This is a genomic window from Streptomyces sp. PCS3-D2, assembly GCF_000612545.2.
In the GTDB taxonomy this organism is placed as follows: Bacteria; Actinomycetota; Actinomycetes; order Streptomycetales; family Streptomycetaceae; genus Streptomyces.
This window is the reverse complement of sequence record NZ_CP097800.1, coordinates 243,741-263,656: the sequence shown is the minus strand read 5'-3', so window position 1 is coordinate 263,656 and position 19,916 is coordinate 243,741. Positions and strand designations below refer to the sequence as shown.

15 protein-coding genes are annotated in these 19,916 nt (G+C 73.5%); 8 read left to right on the top strand and 7 right to left on the bottom strand.

From position 1 onward, the window contains the following. Positions 1-107 precede the first annotated feature (107 nt). Positions 108-1,073, top strand: a complete 966-nt coding sequence (locus AW27_RS00915; RefSeq protein WP_037918516.1) for a TAXI family TRAP transporter solute-binding subunit — start codon at positions 108-110, stop codon at positions 1,071-1,073. A 113-nt stretch (positions 1,074-1,186) separates the two neighbouring features. On the opposite strand, the gene AW27_RS00910 is transcribed toward AW27_RS00915, so the two are convergent. The 3 genes from AW27_RS00910 to AW27_RS00900 form a co-directional block, all read right to left on the bottom strand. Then, positions 1,187-2,596, bottom strand: coding sequence for a sensor histidine kinase (locus AW27_RS00910; protein ID WP_052030167.1), 1,410 nt, complete (start codon positions 2,594-2,596; stop codon positions 1,187-1,189). Between the two features lies 1 nt (position 2,597). Beyond that, positions 2,598-3,278 (bottom strand): response regulator transcription factor, encoded by a 681-nt coding sequence (locus AW27_RS00905; protein WP_037917396.1) that lies wholly within the window; start codon positions 3,276-3,278, stop codon positions 2,598-2,600. Positions 3,279-3,343: 65 nt separating this feature from the next. Beyond that, on the bottom strand, positions 3,344-4,678 hold the full coding sequence (locus AW27_RS00900) for an MFS transporter (protein WP_052030244.1): 1,335 nt from the start codon (positions 4,676-4,678) through the stop codon (positions 3,344-3,346). 374 nt (positions 4,679-5,052) lie between these two features. On the opposite strand from AW27_RS00900, the gene AW27_RS00895 reads away from it, so the two are divergent. After that, positions 5,053-5,892: a PaaX family transcriptional regulator gene (locus AW27_RS00895; protein WP_037917399.1), complete on the top strand. Its 840-nt coding sequence runs from the start codon at positions 5,053-5,055 to the stop codon at positions 5,890-5,892. A 75-nt stretch (positions 5,893-5,967) separates the two neighbouring features. Here the strand turns inward: AW27_RS00895 and katG are convergent, their stop codons facing one another. After that, positions 5,968-8,199 (bottom strand): catalase/peroxidase HPI, encoded by a 2,232-nt coding sequence (gene katG, locus AW27_RS00890; protein WP_037917402.1) that lies wholly within the window; start codon positions 8,197-8,199, stop codon positions 5,968-5,970. Between the two features lie 291 nt (positions 8,200-8,490). On the opposite strand from katG, the gene AW27_RS00885 reads away from it, so the two are divergent. The 3 genes from AW27_RS00885 (at position 8,491) to AW27_RS00875 (ending at position 9,873) form a co-directional block, all read left to right on the top strand. Further along, positions 8,491-8,907: a Fur family transcriptional regulator gene (locus AW27_RS00885; RefSeq protein WP_037917405.1), complete on the top strand. Its 417-nt coding sequence runs from the start codon at positions 8,491-8,493 to the stop codon at positions 8,905-8,907. A 133-nt stretch (positions 8,908-9,040) separates the two neighbouring features. Next, positions 9,041-9,409: an STAS domain-containing protein gene (locus AW27_RS00880; RefSeq protein ID WP_037917407.1), complete on the top strand. Its 369-nt coding sequence runs from the start codon at positions 9,041-9,043 to the stop codon at positions 9,407-9,409. A 14-nt stretch (positions 9,410-9,423) separates the two neighbouring features. Beyond that, complete coding sequence (locus AW27_RS00875; protein WP_037917411.1) at positions 9,424-9,873, top strand: ATP-binding protein; 450 nt, start codon at positions 9,424-9,426, stop codon at positions 9,871-9,873. A 43-nt stretch (positions 9,874-9,916) separates the two neighbouring features. Here AW27_RS00875 and AW27_RS00870 read toward each other — a convergent pair whose 3' ends face one another. Then, entirely contained in the window at positions 9,917-10,813 is an 897-nt protein-coding gene (locus AW27_RS00870; RefSeq protein ID WP_052030168.1) for a SigB/SigF/SigG family RNA polymerase sigma factor, read from the bottom strand. Positions 10,814-11,121: 308 nt separating this feature from the next. Here AW27_RS00870 and AW27_RS00865 point away from each other — a divergent pair, with 308 nt between their 5' ends. From AW27_RS00865 to AW27_RS00855, 3 genes are all read left to right on the top strand, one after another. Further along, positions 11,122-15,063, top strand: coding sequence for a Pls/PosA family non-ribosomal peptide synthetase (locus tag AW27_RS00865; RefSeq protein WP_037917413.1), 3,942 nt, complete (start codon positions 11,122-11,124; stop codon positions 15,061-15,063). Between the two features lie 95 nt (positions 15,064-15,158). Continuing rightward, positions 15,159-16,481, top strand: a complete 1,323-nt coding sequence (locus AW27_RS00860) for a M1 family metallopeptidase (RefSeq protein ID WP_037917416.1) — start codon at positions 15,159-15,161, stop codon at positions 16,479-16,481. A 234-nt stretch (positions 16,482-16,715) separates the two neighbouring features. After that, positions 16,716-17,201: a hypothetical protein gene (locus AW27_RS00855; RefSeq protein WP_037917418.1), complete on the top strand. Its 486-nt coding sequence runs from the start codon at positions 16,716-16,718 to the stop codon at positions 17,199-17,201. A gap of 131 nt (positions 17,202-17,332) precedes the next feature. On the opposite strand, the gene AW27_RS00850 is transcribed toward AW27_RS00855, so the two are convergent. Beyond that, positions 17,333-17,869: a hypothetical protein gene (locus AW27_RS00850; protein ID WP_037918531.1), complete on the bottom strand. Its 537-nt coding sequence runs from the start codon at positions 17,867-17,869 to the stop codon at positions 17,333-17,335. Between the two features lie 67 nt (positions 17,870-17,936). Further along, positions 17,937-19,871 carry a serine/threonine-protein kinase gene (locus AW27_RS00845; RefSeq protein ID WP_236647495.1) on the bottom strand — a complete coding sequence of 645 codons (1,935 nt, stop codon included), beginning with the start codon at positions 19,869-19,871 and terminating at the stop codon, positions 17,937-17,939. Positions 19,872-19,916 lie beyond the last annotated feature (45 nt).

Genomic DNA, 19,916 nt, shown 5'->3' with positions numbered 1-19,916 from the left:
CAGACCAGTTGACCTGGGCATCCTTCGCCGGTCCGAACGGCCGCCCGGCCGTGTGGCGCATGATGGGGGCCACCCCGTTCGCCCGACGACACACCGGAGGCCGGCCGATGAACCGACCGTCTCGCCGCGCCGTGCTGGCCGCCGGGCTCGGCGCCACCGCGACGGCGCTCGCCGGGTGCTCGCGGCACCCCCGCCCCGTCCGGCGGCTGCGGCTCGCGACGGGTCCGGAGGGCGGCCCGTACAACGCCTTCGGCAAGGCCCTGGCGCTCGCTGTCGGGGCGAGCGGCCTGCCGCTGGAGATCGTCCCCGTCAGTACGGCGGCGAGTGTGGACAACCTGCGCGGCCTCGACGAGGGATCCGCGGAGCTGGCCCTGGCCATGGCGGACGCCGCCGAGGACGCCGTCCTCGGGCGGGACTCCTTCCCCACGCCCGCGGCGGGGGTGACGGCGCTGGCCCGCGTCTACGTCAACTACACCCACCTCGCCGTCCCGGCCGGCGGCCCGGTCCATGCGGTGGCGGACCTCGCCGGGCGCCCGGTCGCGGCCGGGGCACCGGGCTCGGGGGTACGGGTGGTCGCCCAGCGGGTCCTGCGGGCGGCCGCACCGGCCGGCGGAGCCGCACCGGCCGACGAACGCCCCCTGGGCCTCGCCCCGTCGGTCGCCGCGCTGCGCGACGGCGCGGTCGACGCGCTGTTCTGGTCCGGGGGCGTGCCCACACCGTCCCTGTCCGCACTGGCACGCGAACTGCCCCTGCGCTTCCTGCCGCTGGACGCCTACGTGGGGCCGCTGCGGGCCCGCCACGCACCGGTCTACACGGCGGTCACCCTGCCGGCCGGGGTCTACGGGCTGACCGATCCGGTCGGCACCATCGGTGTCGGCAACTACCTCCTGGCCCGTGCCGACGTGGCCGAGGGCGTCGTGCGGGACCTCTTGCGGGTGGTCTTCGACCGCTGGCGCGACCTCCTGCGGGAGGTGACCGCCGGTGCCCGCCTGGAGCCGCGCTTCGCCATCTCGACCGGACGCGTCCCCCTCCACCCGGGCGCGGCTGCGTACTACCGAGCGGTCTACGGCTGAGGCGCCCGGCCGGTCCAGGCCGTCACCTCCCCGGGCCGCTCCGTTCCGGGGGCCGGGGAGGCGGCGATGCCTCAGCAGGGTGCCCGGCTCCAGGGTCTGCGTCGGGCCGGGCATCAGGGCTGCCGCACCTCCGGCCCACGCACCGGCCGGGAGTCCCGGGCCGGCGGCAGGCACAGACGCGCGACCAGGCCGCGTGGGGCGTTCGCGGCGAGTTCGAGGCGGCCGGCGCTGACCCGGGCGATCTCGTCGGCGATGGCCAGGCCCAGCCCGCTGCCGGGGACGTTCTGGTGCGCGGGGGAGCGGGCGAACCGCCGCAGCAGCAGATCCAGTTGCTCCTCGGGCACGCCCGGACCGTCGTCCGCGACCCGGACCAGCGCGCTTCCGTCCGCCTGCCGGGAGGCCTCCACCGTGACGTGTCCGCCGGACGGCACGAACTTGACCGCGTTGTCCAGGAGCGCGTCCAGGATCCGGCCGGCTGCGTCGGGCAGGGCGTGCGCCCACAGGCCGTCCGGTACACCGGCGGCCGACAGTTCCAGCCCCGCCGCGCGGAAGACCGGGTCCCAGGCCACCACCCGGTGCCGTACCGCGTGCGACACGTCCTGGTCCGTCGGCTCGGCCGTGCCGGACTCGACGCGCGCCAGCGCCAGCAGACCGTCGAGCAGTTCCTCCAGGCGCTCCGCCTCGTCCAGGGCGCGGGCGTGCTCGGCGAGGCCCGGTCCGGGGGCGATGTGCGGTTCGACGTTCTCCAGCTGCAGCACCAGCGTCGCGAGCGGATTGCGCAGCTGGTGGGAGGCGTCGGCGACGAAGTCGCGCTGACGGCCGATGGAGTCGGCCACGGCCTCGGCCATGGCGTTGAAGTGCTGCCGCAGGCGCCGCAGTTCGGGAGGGCCGGTGTCCGATCCGGCCCGGGCCCGCAGGCTGCCGGCCGCCAGCCGTTCCACCGCCCGGTCCAGGTCCAGGAGCGGCCGCACCAGCCAGCGGGCGATTCCCGCGGCGACCAGGGCGGCCGTCGCGAACGCGGCGAGCGCCCCGGCGGCGATGAGCGTCCAGCGGACCGTGACGTCCCGGCGGGCGGTATCGGTGGGGACCGCCAGCAGGACCGCGCCGCTGACGCGCTCGTCGCGGCCCACCGGCTCGGCGAGCACGACGGTCCCCGGCCCCCACGGGCGCAGGGTCGGGAGCCGCTCGGTGGAACGGCCGGTCAGTGCCCGCCCGAGCGCCTCCGCCACCCCGGCGCCCGGCGCCGCCCCGGCCCGCGCCGACGTCGCGCCGGCCGAGTCGACCACCACCACGCCCGCGCCGTACAGCTCGGCGTACCGGCCGATCTCGGCCGCCAGCTCCGCCCGGTCGGCCTCGGTACGCATCCGCTCCGCGAGGCCGGCGAAGCGCACGGCCTCGGAGCGCCGCTGGAGCAGCAGATGCTCGGTCCGACCGCGGGCGTACCCCTCGGCGAACGGGAGGCACAGGAGCAGCGCCGCGACGCCCATGAGCGTCGTCAGAACGGCGAGGAGCCTGCGCCTCACCTCACCGCTCCCCGCCGAGCTGGTAGCCGTACCCGCGGACGGTACGCACGAGTCCGGATCGGCCGGTCTTGGCGCGGATCCCGGCCACGTGGACGTCCAGCGAGCGGGAGGCGGCGAGGAAGACGTCGCCCCAGACGCGGTCCAGGATCTCCTCGCGGGAACGCACCTCGTCCGGTCGGGCGGCCAGGAGGGCCAGGACGTCGAACTCCCGCCGGGTCAGTCGTACTTCGGTACCCGCAACGGTGACCGTGCGGCTCGCCGGATCCACCTCCACATCGCCGCGGCGTACCGTGCCCGTTCCCGTGTCCGGGGCGACGCGGTCGACGTGTGCGTCGGTGCGGCGCCGGACGCTGTCGATCCGGGCCATCAGCTCCGCCATCCGGAACGGCTTGACGACGTAGTCGTCGGCGCCCGCCCGCAGCCCCTGTACGACGTCCCGCTCCTCGCAGCGCGCGGTCACCACGATCAGCGGCACGCCGCACACGGTCCGCAGCCGCCGGAGCAGCTCTATCCCGTCCAGGTCGGGCAGCCCGAGGTCGAGCAGGACGAACTCGGCCTCGCGGGCGTGGCGCAGTGCGTCCTGGGCCCGCGCGACCCGGCGGACGGTGTGCCCGCGCCGGACGAGCGCGGTGCCCAGCGCCCGGGCCATCCTGTCGTCGTCCTCGACGAGGAGAGCGTGCATGGGAAAGCCCCCTCCGGACGGGCGGTGCGGCGCGCGCGACCGCGGCCCCAGGCTACCGCCGCCGTTCAGCGCACGGCTTGGGCGGGAGCAGCGGCCGGGTCTCCCCGGTCGCCCGCCCGGTCCGCGCCGTCCGCCTCGGCCTCGGCCCGGCTGAGGGCCGCGTCGCGGGTGTCCGGCATGAAGACGTAGGCCACGAGAGAGACCAGCGCGCACCCGGAGACGTACCAGAAGAACATGGTCTCGTGGCCGCTGTCCTTGAACCAGAGCGCCACGTACTCCGCGGTCCCGCCGAAGAGCGCGTTGGCGATGGCGTACGGCAGGGCCACCCCCAGGGCGCGCACCCGGGTGGGGAACAGTTCCGCCTTGACCGCCGCGTTGATGGACGTGTAGCCGGTGATGACGACAAGGGCCAGCAGGGACAGGCCGAGCGCGGACCAGTACGAGGACGCCGACCCGAGCGCCGTCATGATCGGGTACGTGCCGACCGTGCAGCCCACCGCGAAGGTGATCAGCAGGGGGCGGCGGCCGATCCGGTCGGACAGCATCCCGGCGAAGGGCTGGAGTACGGCGAAGAGGGTCAACGCGGTGAAACTGACCAGGGTGGCGGTCTTCTTCTCCATGCCCGCGCTGCCGACCAGGTACTTGGTCAGGTAGGTGGTGTAGGTGTAGTAGGCCACGGTGCCGCCGAGGGTCAGGGCCATGACCAGGCCGGCCTGCCGCCGGTACTGCCACAGGGCCCTCAGCGTGCCGCGCGCACTCTCGTCGTGCGCCGCCCCGCCGGCATCCGCCTCCTCCCGGAAGGCGTCGGTCTCCTGGAGTCGGCGCCGCAGCCAGAAGACGACCACCGCGAAGAGCGCCCCGAGGACGAAGGGGATCCGCCAGCCCCAGGTCTCCAACTCGTCCGTGGTGAGCGTGTGCTGCAGGGTGATCAGGATGCCCAGGCCCAGCAGCTGCCCGCAGGTCATCGACACGTACTGGAAGGACGAGCCGAGGCCGCGCCGGTTGCGGGCGGAGGCCTCGGTCAGGTAGGTGGCGCTGGCGGCGTACTCGCCGCCGATGCTCATCCCCTGGAGCAGGCGGGCGAGAAGCAGCACCAGCGCGCCGAAGGAGCCGGCCTGACCGTAGGTCGGTGCGACGGCGATGAGCAGCGCGGCGACCGACATCATGGTGACGGTGAGCGTGAGCGCGCTCTTGCGTCCGTGACGGTCGGCGGCGCGGCCCAGGATCCAGCCGCCGACGGGGCGCATCAGGAAGCCGACCGCGAAGATGCCTGCGGTGTTCATCAACTGCGTGGTCGGGTTGTCGCCGGGGAAGAAGGAGTCGGCGAAGTAGATCGCGAAGCTGGCGTAGACGAACCAGTCGTACCACTCGACGAGGTTGCCGAGCGAGCCGCCGATCAGCGCGAGGCGGCGCGTGCGGCGCTCCTCGCCGGGCGGCGCGGCGGCGGTCGGGCCGGGGGTGTCTCCGGGCTGGGGGCCGGGTGCGACGGCGGACGGGGACATGGCGGCTCCAGGGGGAAATCCCTGACGGGAGAGGGGGCGGCCCCGCGGTCGGGGGAACGATCCAGAGCATGTGGCCGCCGTGATACCCGGACAAGCTCCGTCGCGCAGATCTAACGTTCCGCTAAGGAAGCAGCCCGTCGTGCCCGCTCCTCGGCGGTCACCCGCGGCCGCTCCCTCGGCCCCCGGGCGTGATCGTCGCGCCGCCGCACGCTCCCGGGGATCCGCGGCCGCCCGCTCGGTAGGATCGCCACCGCACCCGACGGAAGGCGATCATGACGGACAGTCCCCTCAGGCCCAGCTCGTTGATCAACACGGTCTACGGGGCGTTCCTGCGACGTCTGGGCGGCTGGATCTCCGTCGCCGACCTGCTGACCCTGATGGCGGAACTGGACGTCGAGGGCCCGGCCGCCCGCTCGGCGATCTCCCGGCTCAAGAAGAAGGGCGTCTTGGAACCGGAGCGCCGCGGTGCCCCCGGCTACCGGCTCAGCGCCGCCGCGCACCCCGTCTTCGACGAGGGCGACCGCCGCATCTTCGGCAGCCTGGAGCCGGCGAAGCTCAGCGACGGCTGGGCGATGGCGGTCTTCTCCGTGCCGGAATCCGAGCGCGCGTACCGCTACCAGCTGCGCACCCGCCTGATGTGGCTGGGCTTCGGGAACATCGCCCCCGGCGTGTGGCTGGCGCCGGCCCGCCTCCTCGGTGACGCCCGCGACATGCTCGTGCGGCGCGGACTCAGTGCGTACGTACACTTGTTCGCCGCCGACTACGCCGCTTTCAGCGACCTGCCCGGGACGGTCAGTTCGTGGTGGGACTTCCCCGCGATCGAGGAGCAGTACGCCGGTTTCACCGACGCCTACGCACCTGTCGTCGCGGACCTGTCGCACCGGTGCGACATCGGGGGCGCCGAGGCGTTCCGCCACTACGTGCCGATGCTCACGCAGTGGCGGCGGCTGCCCTACCTCGATCCCGGTCTGCCCGCCGAACTGCTCCCTGCCGACTGGAACGCGGTGGCCGCCCGCCAGGTCTTCCAGCGGCTGAACGACGTGCTGGCCGCCCCCGCCCTGCGGCACGTCCGGGAGGTCACCGGTCTGCCGGAGGCTACGGCGCAGGACTGAGCACAGCGGTCCGGGCCCGGGCGGGCACCGCACGGTGCCGACCCGGGCCCGGACCCGGTGATCACTGATCAGTGATCAGGAGAGGTCGAACCGGTCGAGGTTCATCACCTTGTCCCACGCGGCGACGAAGTCCCGGGCGAACTTCTCCTTCGCGTCGTCGCTCGCGTAGACCTCCGCCAGCGCCCGCAGCTCCGAGTTGGAGCCGAAGACCAGGTCGGCGCGGGTGCCGGTCCACTTGACCTCGCCGGTCGTGGTGTCACGGCCCTCGAAGGTGTTCGCGTCCTGCGACGTCGCCTTCCACGTCGTCCCCAGGTCGAGGAGGTTGACGAAGAAGTCGTTGGTCAGCGAACCGGGCGTCGTGGTGAACACGCCGTGCCGCGACTGCTGGTGGTTGGCGCCCAGCACGCGCAGGCCGCCGACGAGGACCGTCAGCTCGGGCGCGCTCAGGTTCAGCAGGTTCGCCCGGTCCAGCAGCAGGTACTCGGCCGGGAGCCGGTTGCCCTTGCCGAGGTAGTTGCGGAAACCGTCGGCGGCCGGCTCCAGGGCGGCGAAGGACTCCACGTCCGTCTGCTCCTGCGAGGCGTCCACGCGGCCCGGCGTGAAGGGCACCTGCAGGTCGAATCCGGCGTCCTTTGCGCCCTGTTCCACCGCTGCGGCGCCCGCCAGCACGATCAGGTCGGCGAGCGAGATCCGCTTGCCGCCGTCCTGGGCGGCGTTGAACGCCTCCTGGATGCCGGTCAGCACGCGCAGCACGCCCGCCAGCCGGTCCGGCTCGTTGACCTCCCAGCCGCTCTGCGGCTGCAGGCGGATGCGGGCGCCGTTGGCACCGCCGCGCTTGTCGCTGCCGCGGAAGGACGAGGCCGACGCCCACGCGGCGGACACCAGCTGGGACACCGACAGGTCCGAGGCGAGTACCTGCGCCTTGAGGGAGGCGACGTCCGCCGCGTCGACGAGCTCGTGGTGCACAGCGGGCAGCGGGTCCTGCCAGAGCAGCTCCTCGGTGGGCACCTCGGGGCCGAGGTAGCGCACGAGGGGGCCCATGTCGCGGTGGGTCAGCTTGAACCAAGCGCGGGCGAAGGCGTCCGCGAACGCGGCCGGGTCCTGCAGGAAGCGGCGCGAGATCTGCTCGTAGGCCGGGTCGAAGCGCAGCGACAGGTCGGTCGTCAGCATCGTCGGGGCGTGCGTCTTCGACGGGTCGTGGGCGTCGGGCACGGTGCCCGCGCCGGCGCCGTCCTTGGGCCGCCACTGGTGGGCGCCGGCGGGGCTCTTGAACTGCTCCCACTCGTAGCCGAAGAGGATCTCGAAGAAGCTGTTGTCCCACGTGATCGGGGTGTTGGTCCAGATGCCCTCCAGACCGCTGGTGATCGCGTCCCCGCCCTTGCCGGTGCCGTAGCTGCTGGCCCAGCCCAGGCCCTGCGCCTCGATCGGGGCGGCCTCGGGGTCGGCGCCGACGCTCTCGGCCGGGCCGGCGCCGTGGGTCTTGCCGAAGGTGTGGCCACCCGCGATCAGGGCCACCGTCTCCTCGTCGTTCATCGCCATCCGGCGGAACGTCTCACGGATGTCACGGGCCGCGGCGACCGGGTCCGGGTTGCCGTTCGGGCCTTCCGGGTTGACGTAGATCAGACCCATCTGGACGGCGCCGAGCGGGCTCTCCAGCTCGCGGTCACCGGTGTAGCGCTGGTCATCGAGCCAGGTGGTCTCGGGACCCCAGTACACGTCCTCGTCCGGCTCCCAGACGTCGGCGCGGCCGCCGCCGAAGCCGAAGGTCTCGAAGCCCATCTGCTCCAGTGCGACATTGCCGGTGAGGATCATGAGGTCGGCCCACGACAGGCTCTGGCCGTACTTCTTCTTGACCGGCCACAGCAGACGGCGGGCCTTGTCGAGGTTGCCGTTGTCCGGCCAGCTGTTGAGGGGCGCGAAACGCTGCTGGCCGGCGCCGGCGCCGCCGCGGCCGTCACTGATCCGGTAGGTGCCGGCGCTGTGCCACGCCATCCGGACCATGAACGGGCCGTAATGGCCGAAGTCGGCCGGCCACCAGTCCTGGGAGGTCGTCAGGACCTGCGCGATGTCCTGCTTCACCGCCGCCAGGTCCAGGGTCCGGAAGGCCGCGGCGTAGTCGAACTCTTCGCCCAGCGGGTTGGCCACCGCCGGATTCTTGGCCAGGATCTTCAGGTTCAGGCGTTCGGGCCACCACTGGCGGTTTCCGCCGCCCTGGGTGGGGTGCGCTGCGCGCTCGTGCGCGACGGGACAGCCGCCCCCGCCCTGCGCCTTGTCGTCCGTGACGATTGCATCGTGGTTCTCGGACATGGGAATCCTTCCGTACCAGGGGGATCGCGGTGCTCCGGACCGAATGTGGTCGAACAGGCGGGACACGGGGTCCCTGTGCACGGGGCTCGGCCTCGCCGGTCGACTCGACGCCGAGTGGTCACCGTCCCGTACTCCCGCCGCTCGGGAGTCTTCCTGCCTCTTGGCTATCAACGGAACCGATCCTACGATGGACGCAGTCCAAGTCAAGATGAACACCAAGCCGCTATCCGATCGGATCCCGGAAGCCGGCCGGCGGTCCGCGGGCGCGCCGGACCTGAGGGGGGAGTCGAGATGAGTGACCTGCTGGAGCGGCTGCGGGGGCGCGGCTGGCGGCTCACGTCCCAGCGGCGGGTCGTTGCCGAGGTCCTCGACGGCGAGCACGTGCACCTGACGGCCGACGAGGTGCATGCCCGCGCGGCCCGGCGGTTGCCGGAGATCTCCCGGGCCACCGTCTACAACGCCCTGGGCGAGCTGGTGGCGCTCGGAGAGGTCGTCGAGGTCACCACCGACGGCCGCGCGAAGCGCTACGACCCCAATGCGCACCGGCCGCACCAGCACCTGGTGTGCTCCGGCTGCGGGCTCATCCGCGACGTCCACCCGGACGGCGATCCGCTGGCCGCGCTGCCCGCGGCAGAACGCTTCGGGTTCGCCGTCTCCGAGGCCGGGATCACCTACCGGGGTCTGTGCCCGGCCTGTGCCCGGACCTGAGCGCCCCCGCGTTCCCGATTGACCCACGCCCGCCCGGGTAGGTGCCGTGCAGAACCGGCCGGTCGCAGAGGGCGGAGGCCGGCAGGACGATGGCACTGCACGAACCTGCGGACGTGGGAAGAGGTGGTCCCCTATGGCCCCGCCGGCGGACGGTGACCGATTCGCCGTGGACGTGCGGCCCGAGGGCGACGTTCTGGTCTTCACGCTCACCGGAGAGCTCGACCACGACACTGCGGAACCCCTGCGGGCCGCGCTCACCGCCGCCGTCGACGGCGGCGCACGCAGGCTGCTCGTGGACTTCTCGGGGGTCCGGTTCTGCGACTCCACCGGCCTGAACGTGCTCCTGCACAGTCGGCTCGCGCTTCAGGAGGACGGCGGCAGCATCGCCCTGTCCGGGCTGCGCCCACCCGTGGCTCGCATGTTCCGCATCACCGGTGCGGACGGGATCTTCCCCGTACACCCCGACGTGGCGCACGCGCTGGCCGAGCCGCGGCACGCGTGAGGGAGGAGCGCGTCATGGAGCCGCGGTCCCCCGACCGGAGGCGGGGCATCCTGCTGACGGGCATGACGGACGTCGTCACCCGTTGCCGTGACTTCACCCGTGACGCCCTCGTCGACTGGAAGTGGATGCCGGACGCCCGCGACGACGCGGAGGACGTCCTGCTGTTGGTGTCCGAGGTCGTCGCCAACGCCTGCCTGCACGCGGGCGGACCCCGCACACTCCTGCTGGTGTGCACGGACGACCTGCTGCGCGTCGAGGTCACCGACAGCGACCCCGCCGCCCCCGCGGCGCGCTCACGACCGGATCCGGCCCGGCCGGGCGGGTACGGGCTGCTCATCGTGGAGCGGATCGCCCGCCGCTGGGGCACGCTGCCCCTCGCGGACGGCAAGTGCGTGTGGGCCGAGATCGACTCGCCGCTGCGGTCCCCGGACGGTGCTCGGGGACCGCAGACCGTGTCGTGGTGACCGGCGGCCCGGTGGCCGGCGCCGCCCGGGCCGTGCCGTGGTCTCAGGGTGCGCCGGCGTCGCCGTCCTCGGGCGCCCCGGTGTCGTCGGGGTCTTCCAGCATCCCGGCCCGCAGCCGGTCCATGATCCGGCTCAGCAGCCTCGACACGTGCATCTGCGAGATGCCGAGGCGCTCGCCGATCTGCGACTGGGTGAGTTCCTCGCCGAAGCGCAGGCGCAGCACCAGCCGGTCGCGCTCACCCAGCGCGGTCAGCAGCGGCTTCAGCGTCTCCAGGTCCTCGATGCGCTCGTACGCCTCCTCCTCGCTGCCCAGGGAACGCGGCAGCGCGCCGCCGTCCGCGTCCTGGCCGACGGAGGTGCTGAGGGATTCGGCGACGTAGCAGTTGGCGGCCTGCCGGCCCTCGGCCAGCGCGTCGTCGCTGACGCCGAGCTGTTCCGCGAGTTCGTGGTCGGTCGGCCGGCGGCCCAGGTCCTGCTCCATCGCGTCGCAGCATTTGGCCATGTCCAGGCGCAGCTCCTGCAGGCGCCGCGGCACCTTCACGGACCAGCTGGTGTCCCGGAAGAAGCGCTTCATCTCGCCCGTGACCGTCGGCACGGCGAAGGTGGCGAACTCGACCCCGCGCTCGACGTCGTACCGGTTGATGGCCTTGATCAGGCCGATGGTGCCGACCTGCACGATGTCTTCGAAGGGTTCGCTGCGGTTGCGGAAGCGCCGGGCCGCGTACCTCACCAGGCTGAGGTTCAGCTCCACCAGGGTGTTGCGGACGTAGGAGTACTCCGGCGTGCCCTCGTCCAGGGAGCGCAGACGGTGGAAGAGCGCCACGGACAGGCTCCTCGCGTCGTCGGTGCTGACGGCGAGGGGGTTCTCCGGGATGTCGATGCCCTCCACCGTGGTCCCGGTATGGACAGGGTCCAGGGTGTTGCGGGACAGAGGGGTCATGAGCGTCCTCCGACGGGTCGGGGGGCTGCGCCGGAGCGCAACGGGGCCGTCGTGGGTTTCCCGTCGGGTTATATACCCGATCGCGGCGACCTGACCCTTCCGGCGGCCTGCCCGCAGCCCCTGCCCGGCTCGATCGGGTGCGCCGGCCCGCCGACCGTCGCCAACCGGCCACACCCGACGCTTCAACGAGAAAATCCTCGACCGCGTACTACGCTGGTGGGTTGTTCGGCGACAGACCGGAACAAAAAGGGTGAAAAGCGTCTCCGCCGATGAACCGGACCACCTGCCGGAACGACACGCGAGGGCCGATGCCAGCCACACCCGAACGCTCTGAACTCGCTCTCCTCGACGACGGCGGCCCGTACGGCACCCCGGCCACGGGCACGGGACCGCACGAGGAGCCCGGCAAGTCCGCACGGTTCCGCGCCGGGCCCGCCGCCCCGCCCCGTACCCTCATCGACGTCTTCGAAGCCTCCGTACGGGCGTACCCCGACGAACCGGCCCTGGACGACGGCGTCACCCGCCTCAGCTACCGGGCCCTGGCCGCCGAGGTCGACCGCGGCCGCCGCGCCCTCGCCGACGCCGGGGTCGGCGGCGGGGATCGGGTGGGCGTACGCGTCCCGTCCGGTACCAACGAGCTGTACGTGGCGATCCTGGCCGTCCTCGCCGCGGGCGCCGCCTACGTGCCCGTCGATGCGGAGGACCCGGACGAACGGGCCGACCTGGTCTTCGGCGAAGCCGGAGTGCGGGCGGTCGTGGGCGCTGGACGGCGCATCGACACCCTCCGCGCGCCCCGCCCCGGCGCCGGTGACCGCTCCGCGCGCCCCGGCCCCGGGCACGACGCGTGGATCATCTTCACCTCGGGCTCCACCGGAAGGCCCAAGGGCGTCGCCGTCACCCACCGCAGCGCCGCCGCCTTCGTCGACGCCGAAGCCGCACTGTTCCTCACCGAGGAACCACTCGGCCCCGGCGACCGGGTCATGGCCGGCCTGTCCGTCGCCTTCGATGCCTCCTGTGAGGAGATGTGGCTGGCCTGGCGCCACGGTGCCTGCCTCGTACCCGTCCCGCGCAGCCAGGTCCGCAGCGGCGCCGACCTCGGCCCCTGGCTGGTCGAGCAGGAGATCACCGTGGTCTCCACCGTGCCGACCCTGGCCTCCCTCTGGGAGCCCGAGGCCCTCGCCGAGGTCCGGCTGCTCGTCTTCGGCGGCGAGGCCTGTCCGCCCGAACTGACCCAGCGCCTGGTCACCGAGGGCCGCGAGGTGTGGAACACCTACGGTCCCACCGAAGCGACCGTCGTCGCCTGCGCCGCCCTCCTGACCGGCGGCGAACCCGTCCGCATCGGCCTCCCGCTCGACGGCTGGGAACTCGCCGTCGTCGACGGCTGCGGGGAACCGGTGCCCATGGGCGGCAGCGGTGAGCTCGTCATCGGCGGCGTCGGCCTGGCCCGCTACCTCGACCCCGACAAGGACGCCGAGAAGTACGCCCCCCTCCCGTCCCTGGGCTGGCAGCGCGCCTACCGCAGCGGCGATCTCGTCCGCGCGGAACCCGAAGGGCTCGTCTTCCTCGGCCGCGCGGATGAGCAGATCAAACTCGGCGGTCGCCGCATCGAACTCGGCGAGGTCGACGCCGCCCTCCAGGCCCTGCCGCACGTGGCCGGCGCCGCGGCCGCCGTCCGCACCGCGCGCAGCGGAAACCAACTGCTGGTCGGCTACCTGGTCACCCAGGACGGCTGGGACCGCGCCGCAGCCGTCGAACGGCTGCGCGCCGAACTCCCCGCCGCCCTGGTACCCCTCCTCGCGCCCGTCACCGAACTGCCCACCCGCACCTCCGGCAAGGTGGACCGCGACGCGCTGCCCTGGCCGCTGCCCGACCTGGAGACCGCCGGCCCGGCCGAAGAGCTCCACGGCACCGAGGCCTGGCTCGCGGAGCAGTGGCGCGAAACCCTCGGCGCGCCCGTCACCGGCGCCGGCGACGACTTCTTCGCGATCGGCGGGAACAGCCTCGCCGCCGCCCGCCTCACCACCCGGCTGCGGACCCGCTATCCGAACGCGGCCGTGCTCGACATCTACCAGCAGCCCACCCTGCGCAGGCTGGCCCGCCGCTTGGAGAAGTCGGTGACCCACGAGGGCGCGATCCGCCCCGTCGCACCGGTCCCCCTCCACTCCCAGGCCCTCCAGTCGCTCCTGCTGCTCCCGCTGCTCACCGTCCTCGGCCTGCGCTGGACGGTCGCGCTGCTGGCGCTGGGCAACGTGCTGCACCGGTTCGGACCCTACCCGTGGGCGCCGACCGCCTCCTGGTGGCTCGTCGCCGTCGGCGCCGTCCTGCTCTTCAGCCCTCCGGGCCGGCTGGCCGTCGCCGCCGGCGGCGCACGCCTGCTCCTGCGCGGGGTACGGCCCGGACGGTACCCGCGCGGCGGCAGCGTGCACCTCAGGCTCTGGACCGCCGAGCGCCTGGCCGAGTACGCGGGCGCGACCGCCCTGACCGGCTCCTGGCTCGAACGCTACGCGCGGGCCCTCGGTGCCAAGGTCGGTCCCGAGGTCGACCTGCACGCCCTGCCCCCCGTCACCGGCATGCTCAAGCTCGGCCGCGGCTGCGCCGTCGAGTCCGAGGTCGACCTCCGCGGACACTGGCTGGACGGGGACCAGCTGGAGATCGGGCCCGTCAAGGTCGGCGCCGGAGCGGTGGTCGGCACCCGCAGTGTGCTCTTCCCCGGGGCGCGCATCGGCAAGCGGGCCGAGGTGGCCCCGGGCTCCGCCGTCGCCGGGACCGTTCCGACCGGCCAGCGCTGGGCCGGAGCGCCCGCCGCCAAACTCGGCAGGGCCAAGCGGAACTGGCCTGACGGGCGCCCGCCGCGGGCCGTCCACTGGCGGGCCATGTACGGGATCACCGGCTTCGGCCTCACGGCGCTGCCCGTCCTCGCCACGGTGCCCGCCCTGCTGGTGCTGAGCAGCTTCGTGCCCGCGGACGCCGGACTCGCCGCGGCCCTGCGCGGAGCGCTGTGCGCCGTAGTGCCCGCGGCCCTCGCCTTCGGCCTCGCCTACGCACTGCTCCTACTGGCCGCCGTACGCCTGCTCAGCCTCGGCCTGCGCGCCGGGAACCATCCGACGCACAGCCGGATCGGCTGGCAGGCCTGGACGGTCACCCAACTGATGGACCTGGCCAGGGAGACCCTCTTCCCGCTCTACGCCGGGCTGATCACACCGGTCTGGCTGCGCCTGCTCGGCATGAAGATCGGCCGCGGCGCCGAGGTCTCCACCGTACTGGCGCTGCCGAGCCTCACCACGGTGGGCGAAGGCGCCTTCCTGGCCGACGACACCCTCACCGCCCCCTTCGAGCTGGGCGGCGGCTGGGTGCGGATCGGACACTCCGCGATCGGCCGCCGAGCCTTCCTGGGCAATTCCGGCATGGCCGCACCCGGCCGCGCGGTGCCGGACGACGGCCTGGTCGGCGTGCTCTCCGCGGCACCGAAGAAGGCCAAGAAGGGCAGCTCGTACCTGGGCCTGCCGCCGGTCAGGCTGCCCCGTTCCAGCGCCGACACCGACCGCAGCCGGACCTACGACCCGCCGGCGCGCCTGCTGTGGGCGCGCGGCCTCGTGGAGCTGTGCCGCCTCGTCCCCGTGTTCTGTTCGGCCGCCCTGGCCGTACTGGCCGTGGCGGCGCTGAGCGCGCTGACCGCGTGGAGCGGCCTGGGCGTTTGGGGCGCCGTACTGCTCTCGGGCGCCGTCCTGCTGGCCGCCGGAACGGCCGCCTGCTGCGTGGCGGTCGGCGCGAAGTGGCTCCTGGTGGGCCGGCACCGGCCGGGAGAGCACCCGCTGTGGAGCGGCTTCGTGTGGCGCAACGAGCTCGCCGACACCTTCGTCGAGGTCCTGGCCGTCCCCTGGTTGGCCGGATCCGTGCCGGGCACTGCGCTGATGACCCTGTGGCTGCGGGGGCTCGGTGCCCGGATCGGCCGCGGCGTGTGGTGCGAGAGCTACTGGCTGCCCGAGAGCGACCTGGTCACACTGGGCGACGGGGTGAGCGTGAACCGGGGCTGCGTGCTGCAGACACACCTCTTCCACGACCGGATCTTGAGGACGGATACTGTGGTCCTCCGCGAGGGCGCCACTCTGGGCCCGGGCGGAATCGTCCTGCCCGGCAGTACGGTCGGGGCACGCAGCACCCTGGGTCCCGCCTCCCTGGTGATGGCCGGGGAGTCCGTCCCCGCCGACACCCGCTGGCTGGGCAACCCGATCGAGGCGTGGCGGCCCTGAGGGGCGGTGGCGCCGGCCGGGCCGGGAGCGGCAGCAGGATCGGCAGGGGCACACCAGCACGGCGTACGAGCACGGCGCAGGGAGCGGATGCGGCAGTGAGCGGCCAGACCACAGCGGTATCGGATCCGTACTTTCCGGCCAACGGCGACTCCCGTTACCGTGTGCACCGGTACGAGCTCGCCCTGGACTACCGTCCCGGCCCCAATCGGCTGGCCGGCACCGGCCGCCTCAGCGCGATCGCCGGGCGTGCGCCGCTCACCGAGTTCCACCTGAACCTGGCCGATTTCAAGCTGGGCCGTGTCCTGGTCAACGGGCGGGCACCGCAGTACACCCATCGGGGCGGCAGGCTGCGCATCCGGCCGGCCAAGCCGCTGCCCGCCGGTGCCGCCTTCACCGTCGACGTGCACTGGTCGGGTAACCCCAAGCCGGTGCGCAGCCCGTGGGGCGGTCTCGGCTGGGAGGAGCTGACCGACGGCGCGCTCGTGGCCAGCCAGCCCGTGGGTGCCCCCTCCTGGTACCCGTGCAACGATCGCCCGGCCGACAAGGCCTCCTACCAGATCTCCGTCAACACACCGTCCGCCTACACCGTCGTGGCCGGCGGCCGCCTGCTCACCCGTACCACCAGGGCCAGCACCACCACCTGGGTCTACGAGCAGCCCGCGCCGACCTCCAGCTACCTGGTCGGCCTGTCCATCGGCATGTACCAGACGGTGCTCCTGGGCACCCCCGGACCCGGAGGCGTGACGCAGAGCGCCCATGTGCCCGCCCACCTGCTGCCTCGGTTCGCCCGCGACTTCGCCCGGCAGCCGGCCATGATGCAGCTGTTCGAGGAGCTCTTCGGCGCCTACCCCTTCGGCGAGTACGCGGTGGTGGTCGCGGACGAGGAACTGGACGTTCCGGTGGAAGCCCAGGGGCTCTCCCTCTTCGGGGCCAACCACCTGGACGGCGTACGCGGTTCGGAGCGCCTCATCGCCCACGAGCTCGCCCACCAGTGGTTCGGCAACAGCGTGACCATCGCCGACTGGCGCCACATCTGGCTCAACGAGGGCTTCGCGAAGTATGCAGAATGGCTCTGGTCGGAGCGCTCCGGCGGCCGGACCGCCCATGAGCAGGCGGCCGCCGCGCACCGGTCGCTGACCTCACGGCCCCAGGACCTCCGGCTGGTGGACCCCGGGCGGAAACTGATGTTCGACGACCGTCTGTACCAGCGCGGGGGCCTCGCGGTCCACGCCGTCCGGCGCGCCCTGGGGGAGGAGGCCTTCTTCCGCATGCTGCGGGACTGGGCCGCCGTGCACCGCCACGGCGTCGTCAGTACCGCCGCCTTCACCGCCCACGCCGCCCGCTACGCGTCCGATCCGCTGGACGACCTGTACTCGGCCTGGCTCTACGAGGCGCCGCTGCCGCCCCTGCCCGGGTAGTTTCCGGACGGTTTGCAGCGGTCCCGGTCCACCCGTTCTTGATGATCACGCTGGTCAGGGCCCTGTCCCAGGCGGCCGGAAGTGGACGGGGAGCGGCCGGGTGGCCCTTGCCCGGGGACTATGCGGCTGTCAGCATTCCAGCGCGCGCCCCGCGGAGGCCCGGGGACGGAGCAGATCCCGCAGCCTCCCTTCGCACGGTTCCGTCCGGTGAACAACGAGCCAGGAGTGCATTCCGTGATCCGATCGAAACTGCGTACGCTGCTGCTCAGTGGCGGCAGTGCGGCCGTCATGCTGGCCGCCGCCCTCGCCCTCGCCCCCGCCACCGCGTCCGCCTCACCCGCCCCCGAGGCCCGCCAGGCTACCGGCGCGGCCGCCGGCTTCTGGTCCTGTACCGTCCCGCCCGGCTACACCTACACGGCGACGACGAACACCCTGAGCTGCGGGGGCACCGGCTTCCGCACCTACTATCTGGTCCAGCCGCCCTCCGACGGCCTGTGGGCCTGCACCGTGGGCACCGGCTTCACCTACTCCGCCACCCAGAACACCCTCGACTGCTCGACGAGCGGCGGCTTCCGCACCAAGTACCTGCTGCGCACTCCGAAGACCGGTCTGTGGGCGTGCACCGTCCCGTCCGGTTTCACCTACACGAGCACGCAGAACACGCTCGACTGCTCGACGAGCGGCGGCTTCCGTACCAAGTTCCTGCTGCGGGCCTTCTGACCCGGGCCCGGCTCCCGGACGCCTGCCGGAGCGGAACCCCCGCTCCGGCAGGCGCTGCCCAGCGGCCCGTCCCGCTGCCCGGCCGTTCCGCACGGCTCCGGCGCCCTGCCCCGGACCCCACCGGCTCGGGTTCAGGAGGATCCCGGCGCCGGGGTGAGCGTCGGGGACGCGGCGGGGGTGCCTGGGTCCACGCAGCTCAGAGACATGATCACCAGGGAATCGGCGCCGCGGCCCGGCTCCGGGGACGGGAGCACCGACAGGGCCGTCCAGTTCCCCTTCGTGAGGGTCAGCGTTCCCTCGCCCACGTCGGGGCCGGCCTGCCAGCCGTGCTCGGAACGGGCCCGCGCGAAGGCGGCCTGGAGAGCGGCGTCCACCGTCTCGGGGGCGTGCAGGCCCGTCAGCCGTTCGGCGCACCGGCCCGTGGAGCCCGAGGGCTCCCTGTCCACCGTGATGCCCTCCGCCGCCAGCGCCGACGTCATCTCCGACACCGCGGCGTCCGCAGTCAGCGGGGGGCCCGAGAAGCGCGGGGGCAGCGGACCGAGGTCCCGCAGCGGCGCCCCGCACGCCGCGGCCGACGCCGTGACCGAAGCCGCCATGGCCAGGGCCGCCAGAGCTGCGCGCCTGCGCTGCCGTCGCACGATGGTGTCCGTCCTCTCGGTTCGTTGCACGGCCGGCCAGTCTGCCACCCCGTCGATCTTGAGGCGGCACCGGCCGCGGGCGTACCGGTCACCGGCTTCAGCTTTGTCTCGTCCAGCGCTGGGACGCCTCGCCGCCGCAGGTCCTGGTCACGAGGCCGCTGCTCATGCCGAGGTCGAGGCAGCCGCCGCCGAGGTCGCTGCGGAGGCTGCCGTTCGCACCGGTACGCCACACCCGGCCGATGTCCTGGGCGCAGTCGCCGACGAAGACTGCCTGGCCGAGCCCGTTGGAGTAGAGGCAGCCCCCGCTCTGCTGGTTGACCAGTGTGAAACTTCCGTCCGATCGGCTCCGCACGGTCCAGCGGGCTGACCCGTTCGCGCAGTCGCCGAAGTCCGAGGCTCCGAAGACCTGGGTGATGCACGTGCTGTTGTTGCCGTTGCGGTAGCGGTAGGTCCCGGTGTCGGGGCCGGAGGGCGGCTGGGCGGGGGCCGTGGCGGCCGCTGTCGGGGTGCTTCCGGCGGACGGGCGGGATCCGCCGCCGCTGCCCCCCGCGTTCGCCAGGCCTCCGGAGCCGCCCGATCCGGGCTGGGCGCCGCCGGCGGGAACCGTGCCCGGGCCGTCACCGGTGCCGCCGGCCGCCGGCACCGGTGCTGCGCCGGTGCCGTCCTGTGCCTGCCCAGCAGCCCGACCGGGATCCTGGGCAGGAGGCTGCGTGGGCGGTGCCACACCGGACGGGGTGCCGCCGGCCGCCGTCGCGGGATCGGCCGGGGCCGTCACCGGAGCCGTCGGGCCGTTGCGGGCCTCGGCCTGCGGCGCGGAGAGGTGCGGCAGGTACTGGACGGCGAGCGTCGTACCGCCGGAGACCACGACCACGGGAACGAGGGCGAGCAGGACGCGCGTACGGCGGCGCCGCCGGGGCCGCTCGGGGGCGTCGGGGCCGGACCCGGTGGCGGGTGCGACCTTGGGCCCTGAGACCTCGGGCTCCGTTCCCCCTTCCGCCTTCGGCTCCTCCTGCGGGCCCGGCTTCCCGCCGCTGAGCGGGAGCGTCGCCACGTCGCCGTCCTGCACCTTCGCGGCGAAGGCGGCCCGCTCGGTGAGCCGCTCGTCGACGGCCACCGGCCACAGCGGCTGTGTGAACGGGCCCTTCCGACTCGCGTGCTCCAGGAGCTCCGCCGCCGCGGGGCGGTCGCCCGGATCCTTGGCGAGACAGGCCGCGACGAGTGCGGCGAGCTCTGGCTCACGGTCCCGCAGCGGCTCCAGGTCGGGCTCCTCGTGGACGATCCGGTACAGCACACCGTGCCCCGACTCGTCCCCGAAGGGCGGACGGCCGCACGCCGCGTACGCGAGCACCGAACCCAGTGCGAACACGTCGGCGGCGCCGCCCGGCTGCCGTTTCCCCGAGGCCTGCTCGGGTGACATGTAGGCGGGAGTGCCCACGACCATGCCGGTCCTGGTCAGCTGGCTCTGGTCGGCGGCCCGGGCGACACCGAAGTCGATGAGGGTCAGCCCGTCCAGGGTCAGCATGATGTTCGAGGGCTTGAGGTCGCGGTGCACCATGTCCAGCGCGTGCACCGCTGCCAGGCCCGCCGCCGCTTCCCGCAGCAGCAGCCACAGCGCGTCCGCGGGCAGCGGTCCACCGTGCAGCGTGATGGCCTCCCGCAGGGTGATCCCGGGAAGGTAGGCGGTGGCGAACCACGGCGGCCGTGCCGTGCGGTCGCTTGCGAGCAGCGGTGCGGTGGCGTCGGCCGGCAGCCGGGCGAGGTTGTCCAGCTCGTGCCCGAACCGGCGCAGGAAGTCCTCGTCCTCCCCGACGACGGAGGCCAGCAGCTGTTTGACGGCGACGTACCGGCCCTCGTGCACGCCGAGGTACACCCGCCCCATGCCGCCGCTCCCGAGTCGGCCCGCGAGCGGGATCGGTCCGATCCGCCGGGGATCCTCCGCCGCCAGCGGCTCGGCTCCGCTCCCCGCCAGGTCCCACACGTCGCCTGCCCTGCTCGGATCGAATACGGGTCCCGAGGAATCTATCCCGATCATCCGGCAAGAGCAACGAGCCTGTGGGGTAGTGGAGTTGAGGTTCCC

What these genes read in the sequence shown, in the direction of transcription:
- AW27_RS00915 (WP_037918516.1), top strand. Translation starts at nt 108, where the DNA reads ATGAACCGACCGTCTCGCCGCGCCGTGCTGGCCGCCGGGCTCGGCGCC.
- AW27_RS00905 (WP_037917396.1), bottom strand. Translation starts at nt 3,278, where the DNA reads ATGCACGCTCTCCTCGTCGAGGACGACGACAGGATGGCCCGGGCGCTG.
- AW27_RS00895 (WP_037917399.1), top strand. Translation starts at nt 5,053, where the DNA reads ATGACGGACAGTCCCCTCAGGCCCAGCTCGTTGATCAACACGGTCTAC.
- katG (WP_037917402.1), bottom strand. Translation starts at nt 8,199, where the DNA reads ATGTCCGAGAACCACGATGCAATCGTCACGGACGACAAGGCGCAGGGC.
- AW27_RS00885 (WP_037917405.1), top strand. Translation starts at nt 8,491, where the DNA reads ATGAGTGACCTGCTGGAGCGGCTGCGGGGGCGCGGCTGGCGGCTCACG.
- AW27_RS00880 (WP_037917407.1), top strand. Translation starts at nt 9,041, where the DNA reads ATGGCCCCGCCGGCGGACGGTGACCGATTCGCCGTGGACGTGCGGCCC.
- AW27_RS00875 (WP_037917411.1), top strand. Translation starts at nt 9,424, where the DNA reads ATGGAGCCGCGGTCCCCCGACCGGAGGCGGGGCATCCTGCTGACGGGC.
- AW27_RS00870 (WP_052030168.1), bottom strand. Translation starts at nt 10,813, where the DNA reads ATGACCCCTCTGTCCCGCAACACCCTGGACCCTGTCCATACCGGGACC.
- AW27_RS00865 (WP_037917413.1), top strand. Translation starts at nt 11,122, where the DNA reads ATGCCAGCCACACCCGAACGCTCTGAACTCGCTCTCCTCGACGACGGC.
- AW27_RS00845 (WP_236647495.1), bottom strand. Translation starts at nt 19,871, where the DNA reads ATGATCGGGATAGATTCCTCGGGACCCGTATTCGATCCGAGCAGGGCA.